The sequence below is a fragment of the uncultured Campylobacter sp. genome, from assembly GCF_937980635.1.
Lineage (GTDB): Bacteria > Campylobacterota > Campylobacteria > Campylobacterales > Campylobacteraceae > Campylobacter_B.
This window is the reverse complement of sequence record NZ_CALJPG010000034.1, coordinates 38109-61038: the sequence shown is the minus strand read 5'-3', so window position 1 is coordinate 61038 and position 22930 is coordinate 38109. Positions and strand designations below refer to the sequence as shown.

At 47.8% G+C, this 22930-nt stretch carries 21 protein-coding genes and 2 pseudogenes; 5 read left to right on the top strand and 18 right to left on the bottom strand.

Going from position 1 to position 22930, the window contains the following annotated elements; all coding sequences use genetic code 11:
- Nucleotides 1-527 precede the first annotated feature (527 nt).
- From ychF to secA, 12 genes and pseudogenes are all read right to left on the bottom strand, one after another.
- Nucleotides 528-1631 (bottom strand): redox-regulated ATPase YchF, encoded by a 1104-nt coding sequence (gene ychF / locus Q0460_RS09535; RefSeq protein ID WP_299086513.1) that lies wholly within the window; start codon nt 1629-1631, stop codon nt 528-530.
- Complete coding sequence (locus Q0460_RS09530; protein WP_299086512.1) at nt 1632-3092, bottom strand: leucyl aminopeptidase; 1461 nt, start codon at nt 3090-3092, stop codon at nt 1632-1634.
- On the bottom strand, nt 3067-3684 hold the full coding sequence (locus tag Q0460_RS09525) for a DedA family protein (protein ID WP_299086511.1): 618 nt from the start codon (nt 3682-3684) through the stop codon (nt 3067-3069). Before Q0460_RS09525 ends, Q0460_RS09530 begins: the two co-directional genes overlap by 26 nt.
- Before the next feature lie 2 nt (nt 3685-3686).
- Entirely contained in the window at nt 3687-4235 is a 549-nt protein-coding gene (locus Q0460_RS09520; RefSeq protein WP_291937052.1) for an adenine phosphoribosyltransferase, read from the bottom strand.
- Nucleotides 4232-4474, bottom strand: coding sequence for a hypothetical protein (locus Q0460_RS09515; protein ID WP_005870567.1), 243 nt, complete (start codon nt 4472-4474; stop codon nt 4232-4234). The genes Q0460_RS09520 and Q0460_RS09515 overlap by 4 nt, the downstream gene beginning before the upstream one ends.
- A gap of 647 nt (nt 4475-5121) precedes the next feature.
- Nucleotides 5122-5367: pseudogene (locus Q0460_RS09510) on the bottom strand (RpiB/LacA/LacB family sugar-phosphate isomerase); the annotation flags it as partial.
- Nucleotides 5368-5676: 309 nt separating this feature from the next.
- Nucleotides 5677-5841: pseudogene (locus Q0460_RS09505) on the bottom strand (RpiB/LacA/LacB family sugar-phosphate isomerase); the annotation flags it as partial.
- Nucleotides 5842-5850: 9 nt separating this feature from the next.
- Nucleotides 5851-6696 (bottom strand): signal peptidase I, encoded by an 846-nt coding sequence (gene lepB / locus Q0460_RS09500; protein ID WP_298959106.1) that lies wholly within the window; start codon nt 6694-6696, stop codon nt 5851-5853.
- Nucleotides 6697-7554, bottom strand: a complete 858-nt coding sequence (folD, locus tag Q0460_RS09495; RefSeq protein ID WP_299086510.1) for a bifunctional methylenetetrahydrofolate dehydrogenase/methenyltetrahydrofolate cyclohydrolase FolD — start codon at nt 7552-7554, stop codon at nt 6697-6699.
- A gap of 308 nt (nt 7555-7862) precedes the next feature.
- Nucleotides 7863-7997: a hypothetical protein gene (locus Q0460_RS09490; RefSeq protein ID WP_299086509.1), complete on the bottom strand. Its 135-nt coding sequence runs from the start codon at nt 7995-7997 to the stop codon at nt 7863-7865.
- Nucleotides 7998-8339: 342 nt separating this feature from the next.
- Nucleotides 8340-9530 (bottom strand): ABC transporter permease, encoded by a 1191-nt coding sequence (locus tag Q0460_RS09485; RefSeq protein WP_299086508.1) that lies wholly within the window; start codon nt 9528-9530, stop codon nt 8340-8342.
- A 927-nt stretch (nt 9531-10457) separates the two neighbouring features.
- Nucleotides 10458-13076, bottom strand: coding sequence for a preprotein translocase subunit SecA (secA, locus tag Q0460_RS09480; RefSeq protein WP_299086507.1), 2619 nt, complete (start codon nt 13074-13076; stop codon nt 10458-10460).
- A 119-nt stretch (nt 13077-13195) separates the two neighbouring features.
- Between secA and lolA the strand changes: the two genes are divergently transcribed.
- The 5 genes from lolA to Q0460_RS09455 all read left to right on the top strand — a co-directional run bounded on the left by lolA (nt 13196) and on the right by Q0460_RS09455 (nt 16492).
- The gene (gene lolA / locus Q0460_RS09475; protein ID WP_299086506.1) at nt 13196-13708 is read left to right on the top strand and encodes a LolA-like outer membrane lipoprotein chaperone; all 513 of its coding nucleotides are present in this window, start codon (nt 13196-13198) and stop codon (nt 13706-13708) included.
- A gap of 6 nt (nt 13709-13714) precedes the next feature.
- Nucleotides 13715-14113, top strand: a complete 399-nt coding sequence (locus Q0460_RS09470; protein WP_299086505.1) for a hypothetical protein — start codon at nt 13715-13717, stop codon at nt 14111-14113.
- A gap of 141 nt (nt 14114-14254) precedes the next feature.
- Nucleotides 14255-14707: an FxsA family protein gene (locus tag Q0460_RS09465; RefSeq protein WP_299086504.1), complete on the top strand. Its 453-nt coding sequence runs from the start codon at nt 14255-14257 to the stop codon at nt 14705-14707.
- On the top strand, nt 14704-15633 hold the full coding sequence (gene hemC, locus Q0460_RS09460; protein WP_299086503.1) for a hydroxymethylbilane synthase: 930 nt from the start codon (nt 14704-14706) through the stop codon (nt 15631-15633). Before Q0460_RS09465 ends, hemC begins: the two co-directional genes overlap by 4 nt.
- A 94-nt stretch (nt 15634-15727) precedes the next feature.
- The gene (locus Q0460_RS09455; RefSeq protein WP_299086502.1) at nt 15728-16492 is read left to right on the top strand and encodes a hypothetical protein; all 765 of its coding nucleotides are present in this window, start codon (nt 15728-15730) and stop codon (nt 16490-16492) included.
- Between the two features lie 247 nt (nt 16493-16739).
- On the opposite strand, the gene Q0460_RS09450 is transcribed toward Q0460_RS09455, so the two are convergent.
- From Q0460_RS09450 to Q0460_RS09425, 6 genes are all read right to left on the bottom strand, one after another.
- Nucleotides 16740-17699: a hypothetical protein gene (locus Q0460_RS09450; RefSeq protein WP_299086501.1), complete on the bottom strand. Its 960-nt coding sequence runs from the start codon at nt 17697-17699 to the stop codon at nt 16740-16742.
- A 164-nt stretch (nt 17700-17863) separates the two neighbouring features.
- A complete protein-coding gene (locus Q0460_RS09445; protein WP_299086500.1) occupies nt 17864-18220 on the bottom strand; it encodes an MmcQ/YjbR family DNA-binding protein in 357 nt (118 codons plus the stop codon).
- 2 nt (nt 18221-18222) lie between these two features.
- Entirely contained in the window at nt 18223-19419 is a 1197-nt protein-coding gene (locus tag Q0460_RS09440) for a replication-associated recombination protein A (protein WP_299086499.1), read from the bottom strand.
- 726 nt (nt 19420-20145) lie between these two features.
- Nucleotides 20146-21060 (bottom strand): cysteine synthase A, encoded by a 915-nt coding sequence (gene cysK, locus Q0460_RS09435; RefSeq protein WP_299086498.1) that lies wholly within the window; start codon nt 21058-21060, stop codon nt 20146-20148.
- A gap of 9 nt (nt 21061-21069) precedes the next feature.
- A complete protein-coding gene (locus tag Q0460_RS09430) occupies nt 21070-21483 on the bottom strand; it encodes an Rrf2 family transcriptional regulator (RefSeq protein WP_005870604.1) in 414 nt (137 codons plus the stop codon).
- Nucleotides 21483-22754: an aminotransferase class I/II-fold pyridoxal phosphate-dependent enzyme gene (locus Q0460_RS09425; protein WP_299086497.1), complete on the bottom strand. Its 1272-nt coding sequence runs from the start codon at nt 22752-22754 to the stop codon at nt 21483-21485. The genes Q0460_RS09430 and Q0460_RS09425 overlap by 1 nt, the downstream gene beginning before the upstream one ends.
- Between the last annotated feature and the right edge of the window lie 176 nt (nt 22755-22930).

Here is a 22930-nt window from a genome sequence, read left to right as displayed (position 1 = left end):
TCGGCGGCAAATTTAATACAGTTAGCTTTACGAGCGTGGTTCACACCGCGCACTAAACAAACGTGTTTAAATTTAAGATCATAAAATTTAAAAATCGCCGAATGTCAAATTTGTAAGCCGTAAATTTAAATATAGAGTTAAAATTCTATCACGCGCAGATACGAGCTATTGAGATCTTTAGTAAAATTTGCCCTTTAAATTTACGCGCAGTTTTCGCCGCGTATAAATTTTGGCGCATTATTTCGGAAGTATTTCTTAGACATATTTTGCTAAGCAGTTTTAAGCGCAAATCCAGCGCGGTGTAGCTTCGCTTGCGTAAAATTTTAGCGCAAGCAAAACCCTCTTAAATTTACTGCGAAATTTAACGAGGCTTTAGCGCACAAGTCTCGTTTTGTTCTAGCGATACGAATTTCAGCCAAAAGCCGCTACGCGCAAAATCAAAATTTCGCTAAGCTCGCGTTTGAGCCAAAATTTATCAAATTTTAAAGCTAGCGCAGACCAAATTTCAATGCGCCTAAAACCAAATTTTAAACATTAAATCTAAAGTGCATCACGTCGCCGTCTTGCACGACGTAGTCCTTGCCCTCAAGGCGCATTTTGCCTGCTTCTTTCGCCCTACTCTCGCCGCCGCACGCGATAAAATCATCAAATCCGATCACCTCGGCTCTGATAAATCCGCGCTCAAAGTCATTGTGAATCACGCTCGCGGCCTTTGGAGCCTTCCAGCCCTTCGTGATCGTCCACGCGCGCACCTCCATCTCGCCTGCGGTAAAGTAGCTGATGAGGCTGAGCTTCGCAAAGGAGCGTTTAATGATGAGCTCCAGCCCGCTTTGTTGAGTACCTAGGCTTTGCAGCATCTCGTGCGTCTCCTCGTCGCTTAAGCCTATGAGCTCCTCTTCAATCTTGGCGCAGAGCTTGATCACCTCCGCTCCGCGGGCATTTGCGTATTCTCTTACGCGCGCGACATATTCGTTATCCTGCGCGATGCCGTCTTCGTCAACATTGGCGCCGTAGATTACGTCCTTGGCGCTAAGCAGGCGCAGCTCGCGATTTAAAGCGATGTAGCTTTCGTCCTCTTTGAGCGCAAAATTTGAAGCGGGCTTGCCACCATTTAAATGCGCTAAAAGCTCGTTTGCCACGGCTAGCGCCTCTTTAGCGCCCTTTTGATTTGCTTTGGCTTCCTTGCCGAGACGCTCGATCTTGCGTCCAAGCTGCTCGATGTCCGCTAAAATAAGCTCGGTTTCGATGATCTCGATGTCGCGGATAGGATTGACGCAGCCTTCGACGTGGGTTATGTCGCCGCTTTCGAAGCAGCGCACGATATGAAGGATGATCTCGCACTCGCGGATATTTGAAAGAAATTTATTCCCCAGCCCCTCGCCTTTGCTAGCTCCGCGCACGAGGCCTGCGATATCGACGAACTCGATGGTCGAATGTACGATGCGACCGGGCTTAACGATCTCCGCAAGTTTGCCTAGCCTGGCATCGGGCACGGGCACGACCGCTTTATTGGGTTCGATCGTGCAGAACGGATAGTTCTGTGCCTGTGCGTTTTGCGCGCCGCTAAGTGCGTTAAAGGTGGTGGATTTACCGACGTTCGGAAGCCCTACGATCCCTACTGAAAGCCCCATCTACGCGTCCTTCAACTCTTTGGCTAGAGCCTGCAAGAAGTATAGGCTAGCTCTCACGCCCGCGCCAGTCGCGCCCGCTGCGTAATAGCCCCACGCCTTTTCCAGATACGCAGGCCCTGCGATATCAAGGTGCAGCCACCTGTCTTTATACTCGTCTTTTATAAATTTATCCAAAAACAGCCCCGCGGTTATCGCGCCGCCGTATCTGCTGGAAGCGCAGTTGGAGACGTCTGCGATACTGCTTTTAATTAGCTCGCGCAGATAATCGTTAAATTCCAAAATGCTAAATAGCTCGCCGCTGCAGCCGCTAAGATCTTTAAATTTACGCTTTAGCTCCTCGCTGTTTCCCATGATGCCGCTCGTGTATTCGCCTAGGCCCACGACGCAAGCGCCGGTAAGCGTCGCCATATCGATTAGCAGACCTGGCTCAAGATCCTGCGCGTAGCTTAGGCAGTCGGCCAGCACGAGCCTGCCCTCCGCGTCGGTATTTCGCACCTCGATGCTTACGCCGCTGCGGCTAAGCAGCACGTCGTCGGGTTTATATGAATCGCCGCCGATCATATTTTCAGTAGCGCCGATAACCGCATGTATCTCAAACGGCAGCTCAAGCTCGGCAGCGCCCTTGATGATACCCATCGCAGCAAGCGCGCCGCTTTTGTCGCTTTTCATCGTAAGCATATAATCGCTCGGCTTCAGACTTAGCCCACCGCTGTCGTAAGTAAGCCCTTTGCCGACGAAAACGACGCGCTTTAGGCAGCGCTGCGGCTTATAGATCAGATGGATGAGGCGCGGCGGATGAGCGCTGGAGCGATTGACCGCCAAAAACGCATTCATATTCTGCTCGCGCAAAAAGTCCTCGTCGTAAATTTTAACGCTCACGTCGTCGTAGTTAGACGCCAAAATTTCAGCCTCGCTCGCCATCTTTTCAGGCGTATAAATTTCAGGTATCTCATTGACGCCATCGCGCGCAAAATTTGCGGCGCTCGCCATCACGATGCCCTGCTGCACGCCGTAGTTCATCTTTTGCACATCGGGGCTACCGCCGCCGTACTCCTGCGTAGAGATTAAAATTTCATTCAAACTGGAGCTTTTTTTCTCGCTTTTGTATTTATTAAACTCATAGCCGCCCAAAAGCACACCCTCGACCATCGCCATCGTGCTTCTGCGGTCGCAGCCGCATTTGTAAAAGGCGATTTTAAAATTTTTAATTGCGTAGCCCTTAAGCGCGTTGTATGCGCTTGCAAGTGCTGTGCGGACGCGGTCATATTCTAGCGCCTTGACGCCGATGTACAGCCGCCCGCTCTCGGCAAGGAGTAGATTGCCCTCGCCTTTGTAATTAAAAAGCGCAAACTTATCCGTGTCTTTAATAAATTCGTGATTTAAATTTTTATCCACAACTAAAATAACTTCAAAATCCGCCTCTATCTCGTTAATTTTACGATCTAGCAGTTTTACTTTCATCTCGTTCCTTTCGTGAGTTCATAAAGTGATTTTCCATACGTTTAAATAGCCTAAAAAATAGATATAAAATTCCGCCTATGATAGGTATCGCAAAATACCAGTGTTGCTCGATTAGCCGCAGCCCGCTCCAGATCTCCTCGCCAAAATACCACGCCAAAACCATCGTCACACCCGACCAGCACCAAGCACTAAAAAGATTGATAATTGCAAATTTCTTTGCGCTGTAGCGAGTGATGCCGATACTCATCGGGATGATGACGCGAAAGCCATACATATAGCGCTGCATTAAAATTATCGGCCAGCCGTAGCGTTGCAAAAGCAGGTGCGCAATCGCAAATTTTCGGCGCTGCGCCGCGAGCTTTTTACTGATATATTTTTTGTTGTAGCGACCGATATAAAAATAAAACTGATCGCCGCAAAATGCCCCAAGCCCCGCGACAAAGATACCTAGCGGCAAATTTATGTGCCCCTCGTGCGCCATTATGCCGCCTAAAATCAGAGCAATTTCGCCTTCTAAAATGCACCAAACAAAAAGCACGATATAGGCGTATTGGCGGTATTCTTGTAATAAATTTTTAAGTAGCTCTTCCAAAATCACGCCTCTAAAACGCAATAAACGTTTGTGCGACGCGAAAACTCGCCTAGATCGTTTAACTCGCGCAAATTTAATAAAAAGCACGCCTCGACGCACTTAGCCTGCGTCTGCGCGATGAGATCTAATGCCGCCCGTGCGGTGCCTCCGGTGGCGATAAGATCGTCGATTAGCAGCACCTTGGCATCCTGCACGCCGGAGAATGCATCCACATGCATTTCGACCTGATCGAAGCCGTATTCAAGGCTGTATTTTTGTGAAATCGTGATATAAGGAAGCTTCTTTGGCTTTCTAATCGGCACGAAAGCTACCCTCAACCTCGCAGCAAGTGCCGCTGCAAAAATAAATCCGCGACTTTCTATGCCTACTATATAATCAAGTCCGTAATCGGCGTAGCGCTCGGCTAGATGATCAAGCAGGAAATTAAACGCCTCGCGATCGCCTACGAGCGTCGTGATATCGTAAAACAAAATACCGGGCTTTGGGAAGTCACGCACGGTGCGGATCGAGCGAAATAAATAGCTCTTTTGCTCGCTGCTTAGGCTTTTCATAGCTTACCTCTTTTCAATCTTGCGTTTTGGATTTTTAAGCTGCAGTTTTCGCTCTCCTCGTTTTGCAGAGCCTCGATGCCGAAGCGAAGGGCAGTTTTGAGCTTTTCGTTATCGCTTTTAAGCTTTGAAATTCTTTCTTCACTCTTGCGAAGTAAGGCGTAAATTTTAGAATTTTTTCGGATCGAAAGGATAAGTAGCGCTGCAAAAAATAGCGCTAAAACGCCTAATACTACGCTCATTGCTCGCCTCCTTCATTTTGATTTACAAAGCGCATAGTAGCGGAGGTTGCGCTAAAATAGACAGAATTTATGCTCCTAAAATACGGACTAGAAAGATTTGCTCCCTTTAAATTTATGCTCGTAATAGCAAAATTCGCATCTGTTAAACCCGTACTGGCGCAATTTACGCTTTTTGGCTTAACGCTCATGCAAACGGAATTTGTAGCCTTGAAATTTATAATTGCTGGGTTCAAACCGACAAAATCTTTGCGGCTAGCTTTTTGAGCAAAATTTTTCTCACAAACATTTTCACGCGTAAAATTTAACGTAGAATTTGTGCTAGTGGAATTTTTATCTAGCGGATTTTTCTCATTAAAGATTATCTTTGAGTGCGTCGAATCTAAATTTATATGACGTGCACCGCAAAAGCCTATCAAGGGATTCTTGTCGGTAAATAAGGAATTTTTATCGTTAAAGCTCCGTGCACAATTTAATGCGGAATCCGTGTCGATAGGATTTTTGCTAGAAGGGCTTTTGCCGGCGAAGCTTGATTTAGAATTCCGCCCATTTAAATTAGCGTCACAGCTTTGTTCCGCAAAATTTCGAGCGGAATTCTGCATGGAATTCGCTTCGTCAAATCCATGCACACAATTCGCACTGCCGCAAGCACCTAGCTTTGCGACGCGCTTAATGTGCCTACCGCCCGCGAAATCGGTACTAAAAAACGCTCTAATCATATCTTCGATCACCAGCGCGCCCATTAATCGCTCGCCGAAGGCTAGGACGTTGGCGTCGTTGTGCTCTCTGGCTAGTCTAGCGCTCGTCGCGTCATGACACAGCGCGCAGCGGATGTGAGCGTGGCGGTTTGCAGCGATGCTGATACCGATGCCCGTACCGCAAATCAAAACACCGTAAATGCCGTAGTCGGTGGAATTTAAAATTTTATCTTTGCTCACATTAGAGCTTACGGCTGCGTTTACGCTGATAGTCATACTTTCGCTAGCGTTAAAATTTTGACGACTAGTGTTTTTGGCAGCGTTAAAATTTTTATTTTTCCCGCTACATTGCACAGCGTCGTTAAAATTTCCACAGCCGTTTATACTTGCGACAAAATTTTCGTTACCGCCTGCTTCGGAATTTTCCGCGGCTGCAGCGGAATTTTTGCTGCTACTTTCTTTAAAATTTCCACTTCGCGCGCAGGCTTCACATTCGGCTAAAATTTTATCCGCCAACGTGCCCGCAAAATCGGGATAGTCCACGCTCGCTTCGGCACTATACGTGCCAAGGTCGACCGCTTCGTAACCTAAAGCGGCGAGCGCTTTTTTGGCTTGCTCTTTGGCGCGAAAGCCCGCATGATCGCTCGCTATGAAAATTTTACTTATTTGCATTGCCGCTCCTTATTTTTGCTCATAGATTAGACTCTCGTCGTTTTGCAAGGTATCGACGAAACGCCCGATTCGCTCCCAGCGGATCTTGCGATCGGCATCGATACTAAAATATGTAAACCACGGCTTGCCGACGATCAGACGATAAGGTACCGGACCCCAGAAGCGGCTATCGGCGGAATTATTTCGATTATCGCCTATCATAAAATACTCATCCTGCGGCACTTTGATGTAAAAGGCATTGAAGCTTATCCCTGCAGCTTCGAAGCTGTGAGGAATTTCGCTTAGACTAATGGGCTTCATAGAAAGCTCACCCTTCTCAAGTGCGATTTTGACATTTGTTAGCATTGAGTTTCTAGCATTAGGGTCGTAGTGAATGCCCTTAAATTTATACGGCTCTTTGACATATTTTTCGCCACCTAAAATCACAATATCGCGAGCATCATAGTTTGCGGCAATGAACTCGTCGCCTTCATGCGGACGAAGGTAAAAATTATTCAGATCAAATATCACCTCGTCGCCGCCTACGGCAAAATTTCGCTTTACAAAGTGCATTTTTTCATTAAGCGGGTAGCGGAAAACCACGATGTCGCCGCGCTTCGGACCCTCGCCGCGGATGATATGTCCATCTCCGTCGCTATCAGGAGCTACCTGCCACTCTACAAATGGAATATGCGGGGTCGGGATGCCGTAGCTAAATTTTTTAACGAATAAAAAATCGCCCTCTAAAAGCGTAGTGCGCATCGATCCGCTGGGGATCACGAAGGCTTGCGCCACAAAAAGAATGACGAATAAAACGACGATGACCGTCCCCGTCCAACTTGATAAAAATTTGTAAATTTTGCTTAGTATTTTCATTTAGGCTCTTTGTCTTAAGCGATTTTTCGCCGATTTTATCGTATTGCTCAAAAGCATCGCAATCGTCATCGGTCCCACGCCTCCGGGCACGGGCGTGGTGAACGAGCATTTTGGCGCTACCGCGTCAAAATCGACGTCGCCTCTTAGTTTGCCGTCCTCGCCGCGATTGATCCCCACGTCGATCACCACCGCGCCTTGTTTTACCATATCGGCGCTCACAAAATGCGCCTTGCCGACCGCCGCGATCAAAATGTCGGCGTCTGCGCAAAGCCGCTTTAAACCTTTCGTCTTGCTATGAGCGATAGTGACGGTGGCGTCGGCATTTAACAGCAGGCTCGCCATCGGCTTTCCGACGATGTTGCTACGACCCAGCACGACGGCATTTTTGCCCGCGATCTGCACGCCGTATTCCTCAAGCAGGCGCATCACGCCAAGCGGAGTGCAAGGCACAAAACCGTCCGAAAGCCCGCTAGTAAGCTTGCCTACGTTTATCGCACTAAATCCGTCCACGTCCTTTTGCGGGCTTATTTTTTCTAAAATTTTATTCGTATCAATGTGCTTTGGAAGCGGCAACTGCACCAAGATGCCGTCGATACTTTCGTCCTCGTTTAAATTTTCTATCAGTTCTAAAAGCGCCGCCTCGCTCACGTCGGAGCTCAAGCGGTGCGCTACAGAGCGGATCCCACAGGCGGCGCAGGCTTTTTCCTTGCTCGCGACATAGGTCTTGCTAGCCGCGTCCTCGCCTACCAAAATCACTGCGAGCGCGGGCTCTACGCCCTTTGCGGCAAGGTTTGAAGCGACCGATTTGATCTCCTCTTTTACCTTCGCGCTTATGCTTTTGCCGTCGATTAAAGTCATTTAAAGCCTTTTTGAGAAATAGGGAATGTTACCCTAAAATTTATAAAATTTAGATTTATTCAGCGGGATTTTATGGGAATTTGAAAGAATTTAAAAAAGAATTTCGTCCTGAATTTATGCCTGCTCAAATAAGCCTTAAATTTTATCGTCATTATAGACGGATGGACACGCCTTGGCGCCGCTACATTCAAGCTGAAACGCTGCTAAGGCTGTATTGCTGAATTGAAGCCTTGTTTGAGCAAGAACTACAATGTTTCCATTTTCTCGCCGTTAAACGCTCCGTATCGCCGCCCGCTGCGCAATATACGCTATGCGTAATAGTAGCCTGTATAATGGTGGCTCGGTGCCTTATTTTGCTCTGGCTTTGGGACATCTTGCGGTCCGCTCCTAGAGTAGCCGCATATAAACAGCGCCGCACACAGAAATAAAACGATCTTTTGCACCATAGATCCTTTCAAAATCTTTATGATTTTATCTTTGAGTGGTTTTGAAATTTTACAAAATTTAGAAAAGCGCTCTAAAAATTTGCTCCACTTTGGAATTTAAAATTTTGGCGAATTCCAAAGACACAAATTACGTCAAAATTTAGACTTCGCGCAGCTTATAATCTCGCGAAAAAATCAAAATTCTGGCGATGCAAATCGTATTTAGTGCAATTTTATGCGATGCGCGCCGTGCAAGATCGCGCAGTCTCCGCCTGCGCGCCGAAAAATACCGCTCCAAACACAGTCGCGCCGCTTTGGAATTTTAAAATTTCGCCGAATTTTAAAGCGCCGCGTTTAAATTTACTCGTTGCGCAGTGTTTGCAGCACGTCGATCTGTGTGGCTTTTTTGGCCGGGTACCATGACGAAAGCGCCACGATAAGCACCGCGCCAATTAAAATCATCGCCAAATCGCCTAGCGAGAGCTCCATCGGCAGCTTCGAGCTTCCGTAAACATCGGCCGGTAGATTTACGATGTCGAAGCTTCCGAGCAGCCACACGCCGAATAAGCCCAAAATGAGCCCGAATATGATGCCGCCGCCGCCGATAGTGGCTCCCAGCGCGAAAAAGGTCCTTTTAACCTCCTTTTTACTAGCTCCCAGGCTAAGTAAAAGCGCGATCTCTTGGCGGCGGTTCATCACGGTCATCAGAAGCGAGCTTACGATATTTAGGCTCGCGACTAGGATTATTAGCATCAGCACGATGAAAAGCGCGCGCTTTTCAAGCGCAAGGGCGCTGAAAAAATTGCCGTTTTGCTGCCACCAGCCCACGGCGCTAGCACCGCCGGGGAGGCTTTTTTTGATGCGCTCCAAATCTTTAAACGGATCGTTTGAAAAAACATGCACGCCGTCGAATGTTCCCTCGTCGTAGCCCAAAATTTTGGCTAGATCGCTTGCGTCTGCGTAGGAATACGCCTTGTCGTAGGCGATCAACCCCGAGCTGAAATCCGCGCGTACGTCAAAACGCTTCATCTTGGGGATTAGCGCAAAGCCGCCCGGATCGCTCTTCGTAAAGATCATCGTGATCTTGCTGCCCTCATCCAGCATAAACTCGTCCTTGATCCCGCGCCCTATCATAATGCCGTAGTCCGTTAGATTGGCGTCTCTGGCGCCTGCTACGACGACGGAGTTGATGCGCTTTTCGTCGTTTAAATTTACGCCGAAAATCAGCCCGCCCTCGAGCTTTTCGCCGCTTTTGGCGATGACTTGCGAGCTAATATACGGGCTAAAGATCAGATCGGGGAAGTCCGCCCGCAGTCCCTCCACGTCGTCTTTTGAAATGCCGCCGCGAAAGTGGCTGTGGATCGTGATCGGGTAGTTCATCGTAAAGAGCTTGCGCTCGAATTCTTTATCAAAGCCGTTCATTATCGCCATTGCGACGATGAGCACCGTAAGCCCCACGCCGACGCCTAAGAACGCAAGCAGCGCCGAAAGCGTAATGAAGGGCTGAGAGCGATCGAATCTGAGATATTTGAATAATAAATACTTTACCAAAAAGCCGTCCTTGTAAAATTTCACATAAAATTTAGCGTTAAATTCTATGTGAAATTTTAAGTATTTTGGAATTTTAAAATTCCAAAAACAGGTTCCACGCCTTGGGATACTAAGTTTTAACTAAATAGAATTTTACCTAGGTATGAACTATAATTTTAAATACTCTTGAAATGTTTCAAATCCCAACGGGACAAAATTGAAGTTAAATTTAAAGATAGTGGAAAATGAGCTTTAACTCCCAACGGGATAGAATTCTACTCTATTGTTTCTTGCACTTTGCTTGATTGCTAGCCGGTTTCAAACCGCAGCGAGTTTTAAAAATTTAAAATCGCACCGAAATCTATTTATACGCAATGAAATTCGCCCCAAGATATCCGATACGGCAAATCAAACAGACCTCTTTACCAAAACTTTGAAATTTTAAACCCGAATTCTAAATTTTAAAATTTCAAATGCCTCGAAACTTTAAAATTTTAGAAATTTAAAACTCTTTAGAATTTTGAAATTCTTAAAATTTAAGGCTGATTTCGCTTGTAAGCTCGTCCGCAATCGTATAAATTTAAAATTTCAAATGTCGCGCAGTATCCTAGCTATGCACTAAATTTAAGTATCACGCACTGATTGGCTTACGTTTTTGCCGCACAGAGCACCGAAACAGCGCCATGAAAAATATACGACAAAACATTGAATGCGCTTTGAAATTTTAAAATTTCAAAACCAAAGTTCCGCCTCATCGCGCAAGCTTTGCGCGCCGTCCGCACCGCCTCGCGATCAACTCTTTTAAAATTTCTGTCCGCGCCGCCTCGCGATCAAACTCCCCTTTAAAATTTTTATGACGCCTTTCGTCCTCGACCGATCCGCCAAATACAAAAACAAAGCAAGGTCGAAAAGCGCCGATCGCGCGATACTTACGACCGAGCGCCGCGCCTACCTCGCAAAGCCGCCTTTTTTCGGACCGCCCTTGCCGTGGCAGTCTTTGTATTTTTTACCGCTGCCGCAAGGGCAAGGATCGTTTCGCTTAGGCTTTTTGTCGCCGAACTCATCGGGACCCTTTAGCTGAGCCTCATTCGTGCTTGCAGCGGCGAGTTCTTTGGCGTTTGAGCTCTCCATGCGCTCCTGCATCGCGCGCTGCTCGGCTTCGATCTCTTCCCTAGATTTAAACTGGATCGAATGCAGCAAGCGGATGCTATCGGATTTGAGGCGCATTACAAGCTCTATAAAGAGATTGTAGCTCTCCTTTTTATACTCCGTAAGCGGGTCTTTGTGGTTGTAGCCGCGAAGTCCGATGCCCGCTTTTAGGATATCCATCTGATACAGATGCTCCCGCCAGTCGCGATCGACGATCTGCAGATAAAGCATCTTTTCGATACTTTTACGCTGCTGCGGATCGATCGGCGCCATCTTGTTTTCATACGAAACGGCAAGCGCGCCGATGATTTTTTCCTTTAGCTCCTTAAAATCATCGACCTTCTCAAGCTCGCTGTTTTCGAGCACCTCGCCCGTTTCTTGAGCGATTTTGGCGACGATCGGGAATTTATCGACCTCTTTGATATTTGCGCCGTCGAAAATTTCAAGCTCCTCGAGCACGCTAGAGATATACTCCTCGCGGTTTTGAATGATTTTATCTTTCAGATCGTAGTCGGGGTCCAAAAGCTCGTTGCGATATTTATAGATCGTCTTGCGCTGCTCGTTTGCGACGTCGTCGTATTCTAGGATATTTTTACGCGCTTCAAAATGCAAACTCTCGACCTTTTTCTGCGCGTTCTCTACTGCACGCGAAACCATGCCTGATTCGATATGCTCGCCGTCTTTCAAACCCAAGCGATCCATGATATTTTTAATCTTATCGCTGCCAAAAATTCTAAGCAGATTGTCCTCCAAGCTTAAGAAAAATCTACTCTCGCCCGGATCGCCTTGGCGTCCGCTTCGTCCGCGGAGCTGATTATCGATGCGGCGACTTTCGTGGCGCTCGGTACCTAGAATATACAGCCCACCCAAAGCGCGCACTTCATCGTCTATGCGGATATCCACGCCGCGTCCCGCCATATTCGTAGCGATCGTTACGGCACCCTTTACGCCTGCGTCTTTGATGATCTGCGCTTCACGCTCGTGATTTTTGGCGTTTAGCACGGAGTGCGCGATGTTTTCTTTGACTAAAAGCCCGTGCAGCTTCTCGCTCTTTTCGATCGACGCCGTACCCACTAGCACGGGCTGGCCTTTGGAATTTAGCCGCTTGATCTCATTTATGACGGCATCAAATTTCTCGCGCTCGGTTTTGTAGATAAGATCGTTTTGATCCTTTCTGATTACCGGCACATTCGTAGGGATAGAGACTACTTCGAGTTTGTAAATTTGAGAAAATTCCGTTGCTTCCGTCTGTGCCGTACCCGTCATACCGGCGAGCTTCTCGTAAAGGCGGAAGTAGTTTTGAAAGGTAATGTCGGCAAGAGTTTGGCTCTCCTCTTGAATCTGCACGCCCTCTTTGGCTTCAAGCGCCTGGTGCAAGCCTTCGCTGAATCTGCGACCCTCGCTAAGGCGACCCGTAAATTCATCCACGATTATGACCTGCCCGTCGCGCACGACGTAGTGCACGTCCTTTTCAAATAGATAATTTGCCTTAAGCGCTTGATCAAGGTAGTGGCTAAGCACGGCGTTTTCGAGACTATAGAGGTTATCGACGCCAAAAAGCTTCTCGGCTTTTGAAATTCCTGCCTCCGTGATCAAAACGGCGCGGTTTTTCTCATCTACGGTAAAATCACCCGTAGCTTTGCCTTTCGGATCGGCTGGCGCCTCGCCGCGGATCATCGCGCGCGCTACTTCATTTGCCTTGATGTAGCCGTCTAGAGTGCGGTTCGTAGGACCTGAGATGATTAGCGGCGTCCTAGCTTCGTCGATTAAAATACTATCAACTTCATCGACGATTACGAAATGATGCCCACGCTGCACCTTTTCATCCGCGCTAAATTTCATATTATCGCGCAGATAGTCAAAGCCAAACTCGTTGTTTGTGCCGTAGGTGATGTCGCACGCGTATGCAGCCTTGCGCTTGGCGTCGTCGTATTCGCCGCCTACGATCACACCGGTGCTAAGCCCTAAAAATTCATATAGCTCGCCCATTTGCGCGGCATCGCGCTTAGCTAGGTAGTCGTTTACGGTCACGACGTGAACGCCCTTGCCCTCCATCGCATTTAGCACTACCGCCAAAGTCGCTACGAGGGTCTTTCCTTCGCCCGTTTTCATCTCGGCAATCGCGCCGTCGTTTAGCACCAAACCGCCTATCAGCTGAACGTCGAAGTGACGCATATTTAGCACCCTTTTGCCAGCCTCTCGCACGATAGCAAACACTTCGTTAAGCACGTCATCCGTGCTCTTTTCGCCTGCGCGAACTTGCGCTCTTAACGCTTCGAATTCCGCCTTAAGCGTCGCATCGTCCATTGCCGCGTAGTTTTCTTCAAGCGCACTGATCTGCGCTGCGCGCTTGGCGTATTGTTTGACGATCCTATCGTTTTTAGTACCGAAAATCCCATGGATGACCTTTTTAAACATCTCAAACCTTAGTTTTAAATTTTAACCGCGCATATTAACATATTTTTAGTTTCTATTTAATTAAATCCTAGAAAAACGGCTATAATACGCGCAAATTTTCAAAAATAAAGGCAAAATTTATGAAAAAAACTCTTATTTCTTTAGCGGCAAGCTGCATTTTTGCATTCGCAAGCGGGATAGAATTCAACACGCTAAGTGCAAATTTTTCGCAAACCGTGCAGAGCGACGATGCGAAAATCAGCTACGGCGGCGATTTTAGCGCCACGAAAGAGCACGCCGTATGGCATTACAAGACCCCTACGATAAAAAATATATTTTTTAGCTTCACAAAGGTCGTAGTAATCGAGCCCGAACTCGAGCAGGCTATCATCACAAATATCAAAGAAACGCCGAATTTAACAGCGATCTTGGCGAACGCAAAACCCAATAAAAACGGCGTTTATGAGGCAAGCTTCGACGACGTGAAATATCTAATCGAGCTAAAAGGTGATCTGCCGAGCAAGATCAGCTATACCGACAAAATGGACAATAAGGTCGTCATTAATCTAAGTAACGTCCGCAAAAACGCGCCGGTAAACGAGGCGATCTTTAAGCCTTCAATCCCCAAAAACTACGACATCATCACGCAGTAGGCGCGCGTGAGGCTACTTTTTGTCTGTCACGGTAACATCTGCCGCTCGCCGATAGCGCAATCCGTGATGCAAAATTTTATTAATCAAAGCGGCCTAAGTGTGCGCGTGAGCGTGGATTCTGCGGCGACGCATGCCGACGAGATCGGCTCGCCGCCCTACTACGAAACGCAGCGCGTGCTAAAAGAGCAAAAGGTGCCGCTCGTAGCGCATCGCGCCGTGCAGGTCACGCCCGCGGACTACGAGCGCTACGATCTAATTCTTTGCGTGGATGATGAAAATATGCGCTGCGCAAAATTCCAAAGGCTCAGCAAAACAAACCGGCTTAAATTTAAAGAGCGGCGGTTCAAATTTAACCGCCTCCGAACACCTACAAATCGCCGATCCCTACTACACGCGCGATTTTGAGCGCTGCTACACAGATATCAAGCGTGGCTGCGAGGGGCTGCTGCGATACATTAAAAATTCAGACGGAATTTGCTAAAATCCGCGATTAAATTTTAGCGTCTTTAAAGAGGCGCGGCTTAAAGCGATAATTCAAGGAAAAATATGTTTAGGCTTTTGATCGTTCCATATCTGATAATTGAGGCATTTACGACCTATTATTTCGTAAGCGCAAACGGATTTGCGGCGTATGCGGTAGAGATCGTCATAAGCGCGATTTTAGGCGGTTACATCGTAGCAAACCGCTCGTGGATGGGCTTTTTTAATCTAATGAAAATCTCGCCGCGTGAAATTCTAAGCGGCGTGGGCTTCGTCGTAGGCGGCGTTTTTCTCATTGCACCTGGCATTTTCGGCGATATTTTGGGCGTTTGCATAATCACTGCGTCGTTTTACTGCGTCACCAGCGACGTGCCTAAATTTAACGCTAGCAGCGAAAATTCTGAAAAAAGAGAGCAAAAATTCTGGCGACGCAGCCGCGCAAGCGACGACGTAATCGACGTTGAGGTGATCGAAGAGAATGAAATCGAGATTCGAAAAAGCATAGGAGAGAAAAAATGAAAAATTTGATCATCGCTACGCGCGGCAGCGTGCTTGCGCTATGGCAGAGCAAACATATCGCATCGCTGCTTGAAGCTAGCGGCATCCAAGCGCAGCTAAAAAGCATGAAAACCAAAGGCGATAAAATTTTAGACACGCCGCTTGCAAAGATCGGCGGCAAGGGGCTTTTTACGAAAGAGCTTGAAGAGAGCATGCTTCGCGGCGAAGCACATATCGCCGTGCATAGCCTAAAAGACGTGCCCGTGGAGTTTCCGCAGGGGCTCGTGCTAGCAGCGATCTGCGCGCGCGAGGACGCGCGCGATGCGATGATCAGCGAAAAATACTCTAAATTTGACGAGCTACCCCGCGGCGCAAAAGTCGGCACCACGAGCCTTCGCCGCAAGATGCAGCTGCTTAGCATGCGACCTGATTTAGAGATAATCTCCTTGCGCGGTAACGTCCAAACTCGCTTGAGAAAGCTCAAAGACGGGGAATTCGACGCGATCATCTTAGCGATGGCGGGTATCAACCGATTAAATTTACGCGCCGAGGTAAAGCACGTAGCGCCCTTTGAAATCTCGCAGATGATCCCTGCGATGGGGCAAGGAGCGCTCGGCATCGAGGCAGTGGACGAGCCGCAAATCCTGCGCGCGATAGAATTTTTAAAAGATGAACGCGCGATTATTGAAACGACCGTGGAGCGGGATTTCGTTAGGGTTTTGGAGGGCGGCTGCCAGGTGCCGATCGGCATCAACGCGCGCCTTGAGGGCGAAAACATCCACATCAGCGCGATAGTGGGCCTGCCCGACGGCAGCGAAAGCATCCGCCAAAGTATCGTCGCGCAAAAATCGCAATACCAAAGCGTAGGCGTAGAGCTTGCGCGCGGCTTTATCGAAAAGGGCGCAAAGCAGCTCCTCGCGCGCGCCGAAGAGATGGCGAGCCTATAAAAACGAAATTTACGGAGTTTTAAAATTTGCAAAATTTTAAAATTTCCAGAATTTATGGACTTTTTAAATTTATAAAATTTCCAAAGGTTAAATTTTGAGCTTATTCAGATTTTTTAAAACAGCAGGATTTTCAAAAATTTTTGCCTCGCTCATATTTTGTGCAAGCTGCGCGCTAAGCCTAAACGCGAGCTCTAACGAAGAGCTCGTCCGCTCGCTATTTAGCGACGCAAACTTCGATAAAAATCTTTATTTTAAAGGCGAGATGAGAAGCTATTTAAAGCGCAAATTCTACGCGACGGATAATTATAGCGAAATCACGGTTGCTCCGCTTGGACGCAGCAGCGAATTTAGCGAGATTTTTCACGTATTTTTGGGCTCTAAAGAGAAGCACTTCGATCTTTACGTCTATACTAAGGATGACGGGATCTACGCCGTGCGAGTTTTAGCGCAAACCGCTATTATTGAGGCCATCGTAAGCGAATATGAAAAATTTAGCGAGGCGCAAAAACGGGAGTTTGAGCAAAGAACCGATGCGGATATTGTAAATTTAAAGCTAATCTTAGCGCCCGATAAAGAGCTTATGGAGTTTGGGAAACAAAACCTAGCGGCATTTGAAAAAATTTATGAACTTTACGCCGGCGGCGAGCCCGAGCGCGCAAAGGCGGAGATCAAAAGCCTGCATCTCTCTCACGCCGAGACGGAGGGCAAAAAATTTATGCTGCTTATCGGTGGGATCACCGATAACTCCGTGGGCTTTTTGCGGGTGCAAGACGAGGCGGATCTGCCGCAAATGAGTCCTAGCGAGTTTATAATGATAGAAAAAATTGCGCCGAATTGGTATCTTTTTAAAACCACATAAAAAGCTGCGCTGTAAGCGGGTTTGAAGCTTCGTGGCGATCTAAATTTAAAAGCGCTACCCGCGCCTTAACCGCACCGCCGATCAAAAATCGCGCGAATTTTAAATTTAAAAAGACGATCTGTAAATTCCGCATTCCGTAAATTTTTAAAGAATTTTAAAATTTTTTGAAGTCTAAATTTAAACAAAGCGTCGCCAAAGCGCACCTCGTCTCACTAAATTTAGAATCAAAAGGCGAGATAGCGCAGCCTTAAACGCCACCTGGCCCAGGCTTAAACTGCGTAAAGTCCACTCCCGTCGCATCCAAAACCGCCCGCGAATAAAAATAAAGGCTGTAAAATAGCTCATCGTCGTAAAAGTACTCCTCCCAGCGCTCCTCGTCATTCTCATCGCTCTGCGGCCACAGATATTTTTCCGCAAGCATATCCGAAAAGTTCGACAGCGGCGCTGCGTGCGAGATCTTATCGGCATCATCGCAAATCTCAATCATAAACGCAAAAAATCCGCCGAGCCGAGCCGCGATAAAGCCTGCCGCTTCGTTTTCGTCGTTTTCGTTTTTTTCGTTTATCTCCGCAACGGCGTTTTGATTATTTTTATTCGCGTTTTTGCCCGTAGCCGCCCGCGCCTGCATAAAGATACGCGCCAAAAACAGCAGCGCAAAAGGGGTTGCATGCCAAAGCGTACTTTGATGCTCTATCTCGTTAAAAATCTTACTAAGCACGTCCTGGAGGGCCTTGGCGTCAAATTTCTCCCGCTCGCTCGCATTCGAGCTCTTATCCGCCGTGCTCGTTTTAAATTTACTCGCCTGGCTCGCTTTAAATTTTATCGCCGCGCTATCGGCACTCTTAAATTCCGCCTCTCCGCACTTCGCCGTATCCGTTTTAAGCTCCGTCTCTCCGCCCTTTTTAAATTTCTCCGCCTCGCTATCTGCCTTTTTAAATTTAGACTCGCTCTTTTGCGCTAAATTTACAGAATTTTGAGCCGCGCCGCATCTTGCCGCATCCGTAGAATTTTGCCAGCAACCGGGCTTACTTTTTAAATTTTGCCCTGCGCTGGACTCGGTTGTTAAATTTAACACTCTGTCTAAATTTTGCTCGTCGCCCGAACTGCGCGCCGCATCACAAGCTTCGATTGCCCGCGCGAGTTTCTCAAAAATTTCAGCAAATCCGCTTGCCCTGTCGTAAGCGGTCGTGAGTCTGCTCCACGGCACGTCCTGCATTTTAAATTTGTGATATATTTCAAATTTTGCTCATTCATCCGCGCTCCTTGCGGATATTTTTAAATTTAAGCCTCGCGAGCCGCTAAAATCTGCACTCTCGGTTCAAATTTAGCCTCTTTCGCACGCAAATTTAAACCGAGCTCAGGCGCAAAATTCTACCTCGTAAGCTCCCTGCTATGCTCGATTAGATCCTCGATCTGCTCGCGCGGCACCGCATCAAGGCAGACGCTGATCCAGTGCTTTTTATTCATATGATAGGCTGCAAAAATTCCTTTTTCGTCACGCAAAATTGCCGCCAAATCGGGCTTTATCTTTAAATTTATCACATCGCTTGAGCCAGGAAGTGCGCGACCGAGCTTTTCGTTTGCAAGCCCGCGCATCAGAAGCGCAAACCACTTGCGCTTCCCTCCTGCGTGACGAAAAACCGCAAAATTGGGATATTCATCCCACAGATACTCGCCGTCCGCACTATAGCGCTGCTTCATTAGTTTTAGGACGCTGCTGAAGTTCATTCTCATTCCTTGATAACGATCTTTTCTTTGCGCAATCGCGCCAGCCACTCATCCAGCGTCTTTTCAAAGCCGATCCCCTTGCTTTCGTAAAATTTCGCCGCCTCGCTCATATAGGCCTGCTCGACCCAGCCGCCGAAGTCGTGCGGGTATTTGTAGTCTGCGATCTGCTTGTCGGAGTTGATGAGATAGCGCGGCGTAGGCAGCGGTGCGGTAGAGCGGACGAATTTCAAAGCGGCGTTGATGCCCAAATACGCGGCGTTTGATTTGGGGCTGTGCGCCAGATAGATCGCGCATTGCCCCAAAATAATGCGAGCTTCGGGGTAGCCGATCTTGCTGACGGCAGTTAGCGTGCTGGCGGCGATATTTAGGGCGTTTGGATTGGCATTGCCGATATCCTCGCTAGCTAGGATCACCATCCTGCGCGCGATAAAATCCGCGCTCTCGCCCGCATCTATCAGCCTCGCGACATAATACAGCGCGGCGTCGGCGTCGCTGCCGCGCAGGCTTTTGATCATCGCACTAGCAAGCTCGTAATGCAGGTCATCGCTGCTAACGCCCGCAGCGACGGCATTTGCACGCAGCGTGCGAAGCGTATCCAGCGTAATGGCGCTGTCTGCCAAAAGCGCAAATTCCAGCAGGTTCAACATACTCCTCGCATCGCCACTGCTGGAGTTTAGCAGGTATTTTCGTGCCTCCTCGTCCATCTCAAAGCCGATCTCGCCCTGCACCCGTGCCAAAAGCGCCTCCAAATCCTCGTAGCTAAGCGGCTCAAACTCAAAGATCATCGAGCGCGAGCGGATGCCGCTGCTTAGCACGAACTGCGGATTTTCCGTCGTCGCGCCGATGATGATCGCGGCGTAGTTCTCCATCGGGATTAGCAACACCTCCTGCTGCGTCTTGCTGAGGCGGTGGATCTCGTCGATAAAAATGAGTGGCTTGATGAGCGAGCCTGCGTGCGAGGATAGAATTTTGCGGATATCCTCGACTTTCAGGCTCGTGGCGTCAAGCTCGTAAAAATCGTAGTTCAGCTCGCTTGCGATCACGCGCGCCATCGTCGTTTTGCCGCTGCCTGCGGCGCCGAAAAATATACTGTGCGGGATGCTGCCTGCGGCGACGAATTTTTTAAAAACCGCTACGATCTTGCCCTGCCCCACGATCTGCTCTAAGCTTTTGGGGCGAAATTTCAAGCTCAAACTCATTTTACAACCTTAAAAATTTTGCCCCGATGATAGCGTTTTTATGATTAAATTTTGAAATTCGGCTAAATTTAAAAGGCGGGATCCAGATTTTACATACGGCGCGGGTTTGAAATTTATGTACGGTGAGAGCTTGGAATTTACGTCGCACGAGCGAGCTTTAAAATTTCAGATTATGATTTTAAAATTTTATCCCGCGTGCGTGCGGACGGCGATATAAAATTTTGCGGCAAGAACGGATCTCGCAGATTTGGCGGACTAGGCGCTTTAAATTTAATGCCTTGCGTATTGCGCGGTCGCGCCGTTATACATAGTGCGCCCAAAAATTATTGTCTGTGAGCGAGGCGAAATTTTAAAATTTAGCCCTATTTTGGGACTAAATTTTATCTCGCGGCGAGCCGCTAAATTAGCAAATCAATAAATCGCAAAATCGGCGAAGCTAAAAATCGTCTCGCTCTCATAAAGTCATCGCGCGACCATCGCGACTATCGCCTCGCTCGCGCAGAAACTATCGTATTAATTCTATCGCCTACGTAACGCGAAAAATATAAAATATAGTCGCGCGATCGCGCAAAACTCATCGCGCCAACTCCGGCGCCAGCGTAAAATTTAATCGCGCCGAGCTGCGCGCCCGCGTAAAACCAATTGTGGAGTTCTGTGTCCACGTAAACGTGTAAAAATCACGGCGCCAATCTATGTACTAACGCCGCACCCACGCAAAATCGCCGCCTATTTAAAAAGCTCGGTAGAAAGATACCTCTCGCCGGTATCGCAGAGGATCGTAACGATCACTTTGCCCTTGTTCTCGGGCTTGGCGGCGATCTGCGCGGCAGCATAAACGTTCGCACCGCTTGAAATGCCCACGAGCAGGCCCTCTTTTTGCGCCAGCTGTCTAGCAGCAGCGAACGCGTCGTCGTTTTCGACCGTCAAAAAGCCGTCGATGACGCTTCTATCGAGATTTTCGGGGATGAAATTCGCGCCGATGCCTTGGATCTTATGCCCGCCCGCGGTGCCGCACGTAAGAAGCGGCGAGCTAGCGGGCTCCACGCCGTAGGCTTTTAGGTTTGGATTTTTAGATTTTAAAAATTTCGCCGTGCCGCTAAGCGTGCCACCTGTGCCAAATCCCGCGACTAAAATATCTACCTTACCGCCGCTTTGCTCCCAAATTTCAGGTCCAGTGCTTTGAAAATGCGCCTTTGGATTGCTCGGGTTATCAAACTGGCTCGGGATGAAGCTATTTGGAGTGTTCGCAGCCAGCTCATTTGCCCTATCCACCGCGCCTTTCATTCCAAATTTCGGATCAGTCAGCTCGATTTTAGCCCCGAATGCGGCTATGAGCTTTTGGCGCTCGATACTCATCGAGCTTGGCATCGTTAAAATTAGCTTCATACCGAGCTTTGCCGCGATCATCGCAAGCCCCACGCCCGTATTTCCGCTGGTAGGCTCTATCAAAACGCTATTTTTGTCGATTTTGCCCGAGCTTAGCGCGTCTTTTACGATCTGCCACGCGATGCGATCCTTGACCGAGTGGCTTGGGTTTAAAAATTCCGCCTTGGCTAGGATGAGGGCATTTTTGCCAAACGTATTAATTCTAACTAACGGAGTATTGCCGATGAGCTCCGTAACATCGTTTGCTATTTTCATATTTTTCCTTTAAATGCTGAAATTTAAATACTGGACGCTTCGCGCCATCATCTCCTCGTAGCTGCTTAGAGGCTCGTTAAATATTTCTGCCAGCTTGACGTCGAATTTTTCAAAAAACGCCCGCAGTCCGGGATCGCTCATCTGAATGCTAGTCATCCGCAGATCCTTTTCAAGAGCAGTAAAAATTTCACCGAAAGAAATCTCGCTAGCATCTCTGGCTAGGTGATAACCGCCGTTTTTACCTTTGATGCTACACACTAGCTTTTCGTTTCTAAGGGTATTTAGAATTTGCTCCAAATAATTCTTAGAAACTCCCGTACGCTCGGCGATCTCTTTGATACTTATCGGCGCTACTTCGCTAGCTTTGGCGATCTGCAAAATCGCAGCCAGCCCATAAACGCCCTTTGTGCTTAAAAGTGCCATTATTTCAGTGCCTCACTAAGATCGGAAATCAAATCGTTCGCGTCCTCTATACCCACGCTTAGGCGGATTAAGCTCGCAGGCACGCCAGCGCGGTTTAGCTGCTCCTCATTTAGCTGCGAATGCGTCGTGCTCGCAGGATGAGTGATGATCGACTTCGTATCGCCGATATTTGCTACGACGGAGAAAATTTTAACCTTACTAACCGCTTTTAGCGCTGTTTCTTCGCTATCTACGATGAAGCTCATCAGACTGCTTGCATAACCGTTTTTAAATTTCGCTTTGATCGCGGCATTAAACGGCGAACTTGCAAGCCCCGGATAATTGACCTGCTTTACCTTCGGATGATTTTGTAAAAATTCTGCTATCTTTAGCGCGTTTTGCGAGTGTTTTTGCATACGAAGCGGCAGCGTTTCAAGCCCCTGTATGAGCTGAAACGCGTTAAACGGCGATAGAGTCGCACCAATATCGCGAAGCAGGGACAAGCGAATTCTAAGCGTGTAAATATCAAAATTATCTACTAAATCCGCATAAACTAAGCCGTGGTAGCTCTCATCAGGCTCGTTAAAATGCGCGTAACGCGAATTGCCTTTGAGTTTAGAATTTAATCCTTTGCCCGAAACGATCGCACCCGCGATGCTAAGACCTTGCCCGCTTATGTATTTGCTAGCGCTGTGGATTACGACATCGGCGCCGTCATCAAGCGGATTGTAAAGCGCAGGGCTTGGGATCGTGTTATCCGCAATCGTTACTACGCCGTGCTTATTTGCGATTGTAGCGATTTTAGCGGTATTTGCAACCGAAATTTGAGGATTTGAAAGTGTCTCAAAAAAGATCGCTCTAGTTTTATCATCGATTAAACCTTCCAGATTATCTGCCGTTTCGGAGTCAAAAACCCTAGCTTCGATACCGAAACGCTTGATCGTGTGCGCCAAAAGCGTGGTCGCGCCGCCGTAAATTTTCTCGGCGATAATGATATTTTCGCCCGCTGCGGCTAAATTTGCCACCGCAAAAAATATCGCTGCCTGCCCGCTAGAGACTGCGATTGCGGCTTTGCCGTTTTCCAGCGCCGCAAGTCGCGCCTCAAAAACATCAGTAGTAGGATTTGTCAAACGCCCATAAATCGGCCCTAGATCACGCAGCGCGAAGCGATCGGCGGCCTTTTTGCTAGAACCGAAGTTAAACGCGGTGCTTTGATAAATGGGAACTGCCATCGTGCCGTAGCCGGCGACGGAGTCGTAACCAAAATGAGTTGCGAGGGTTTCTTTTTGCATTTTTGTCCTTTGTAAAAAATTTGGCGAATAATAGCGAAATTTTAAAATAAAGTCAAGTATTTTTATATGATTTTAAAATTACTATAATAAGGGATTTCTAGAAAAAAATATTATTAAAATATAGTTTTACAATATGCGTAATTTTGCCAAAATTTCGAATTTTGCTATAATGCGCG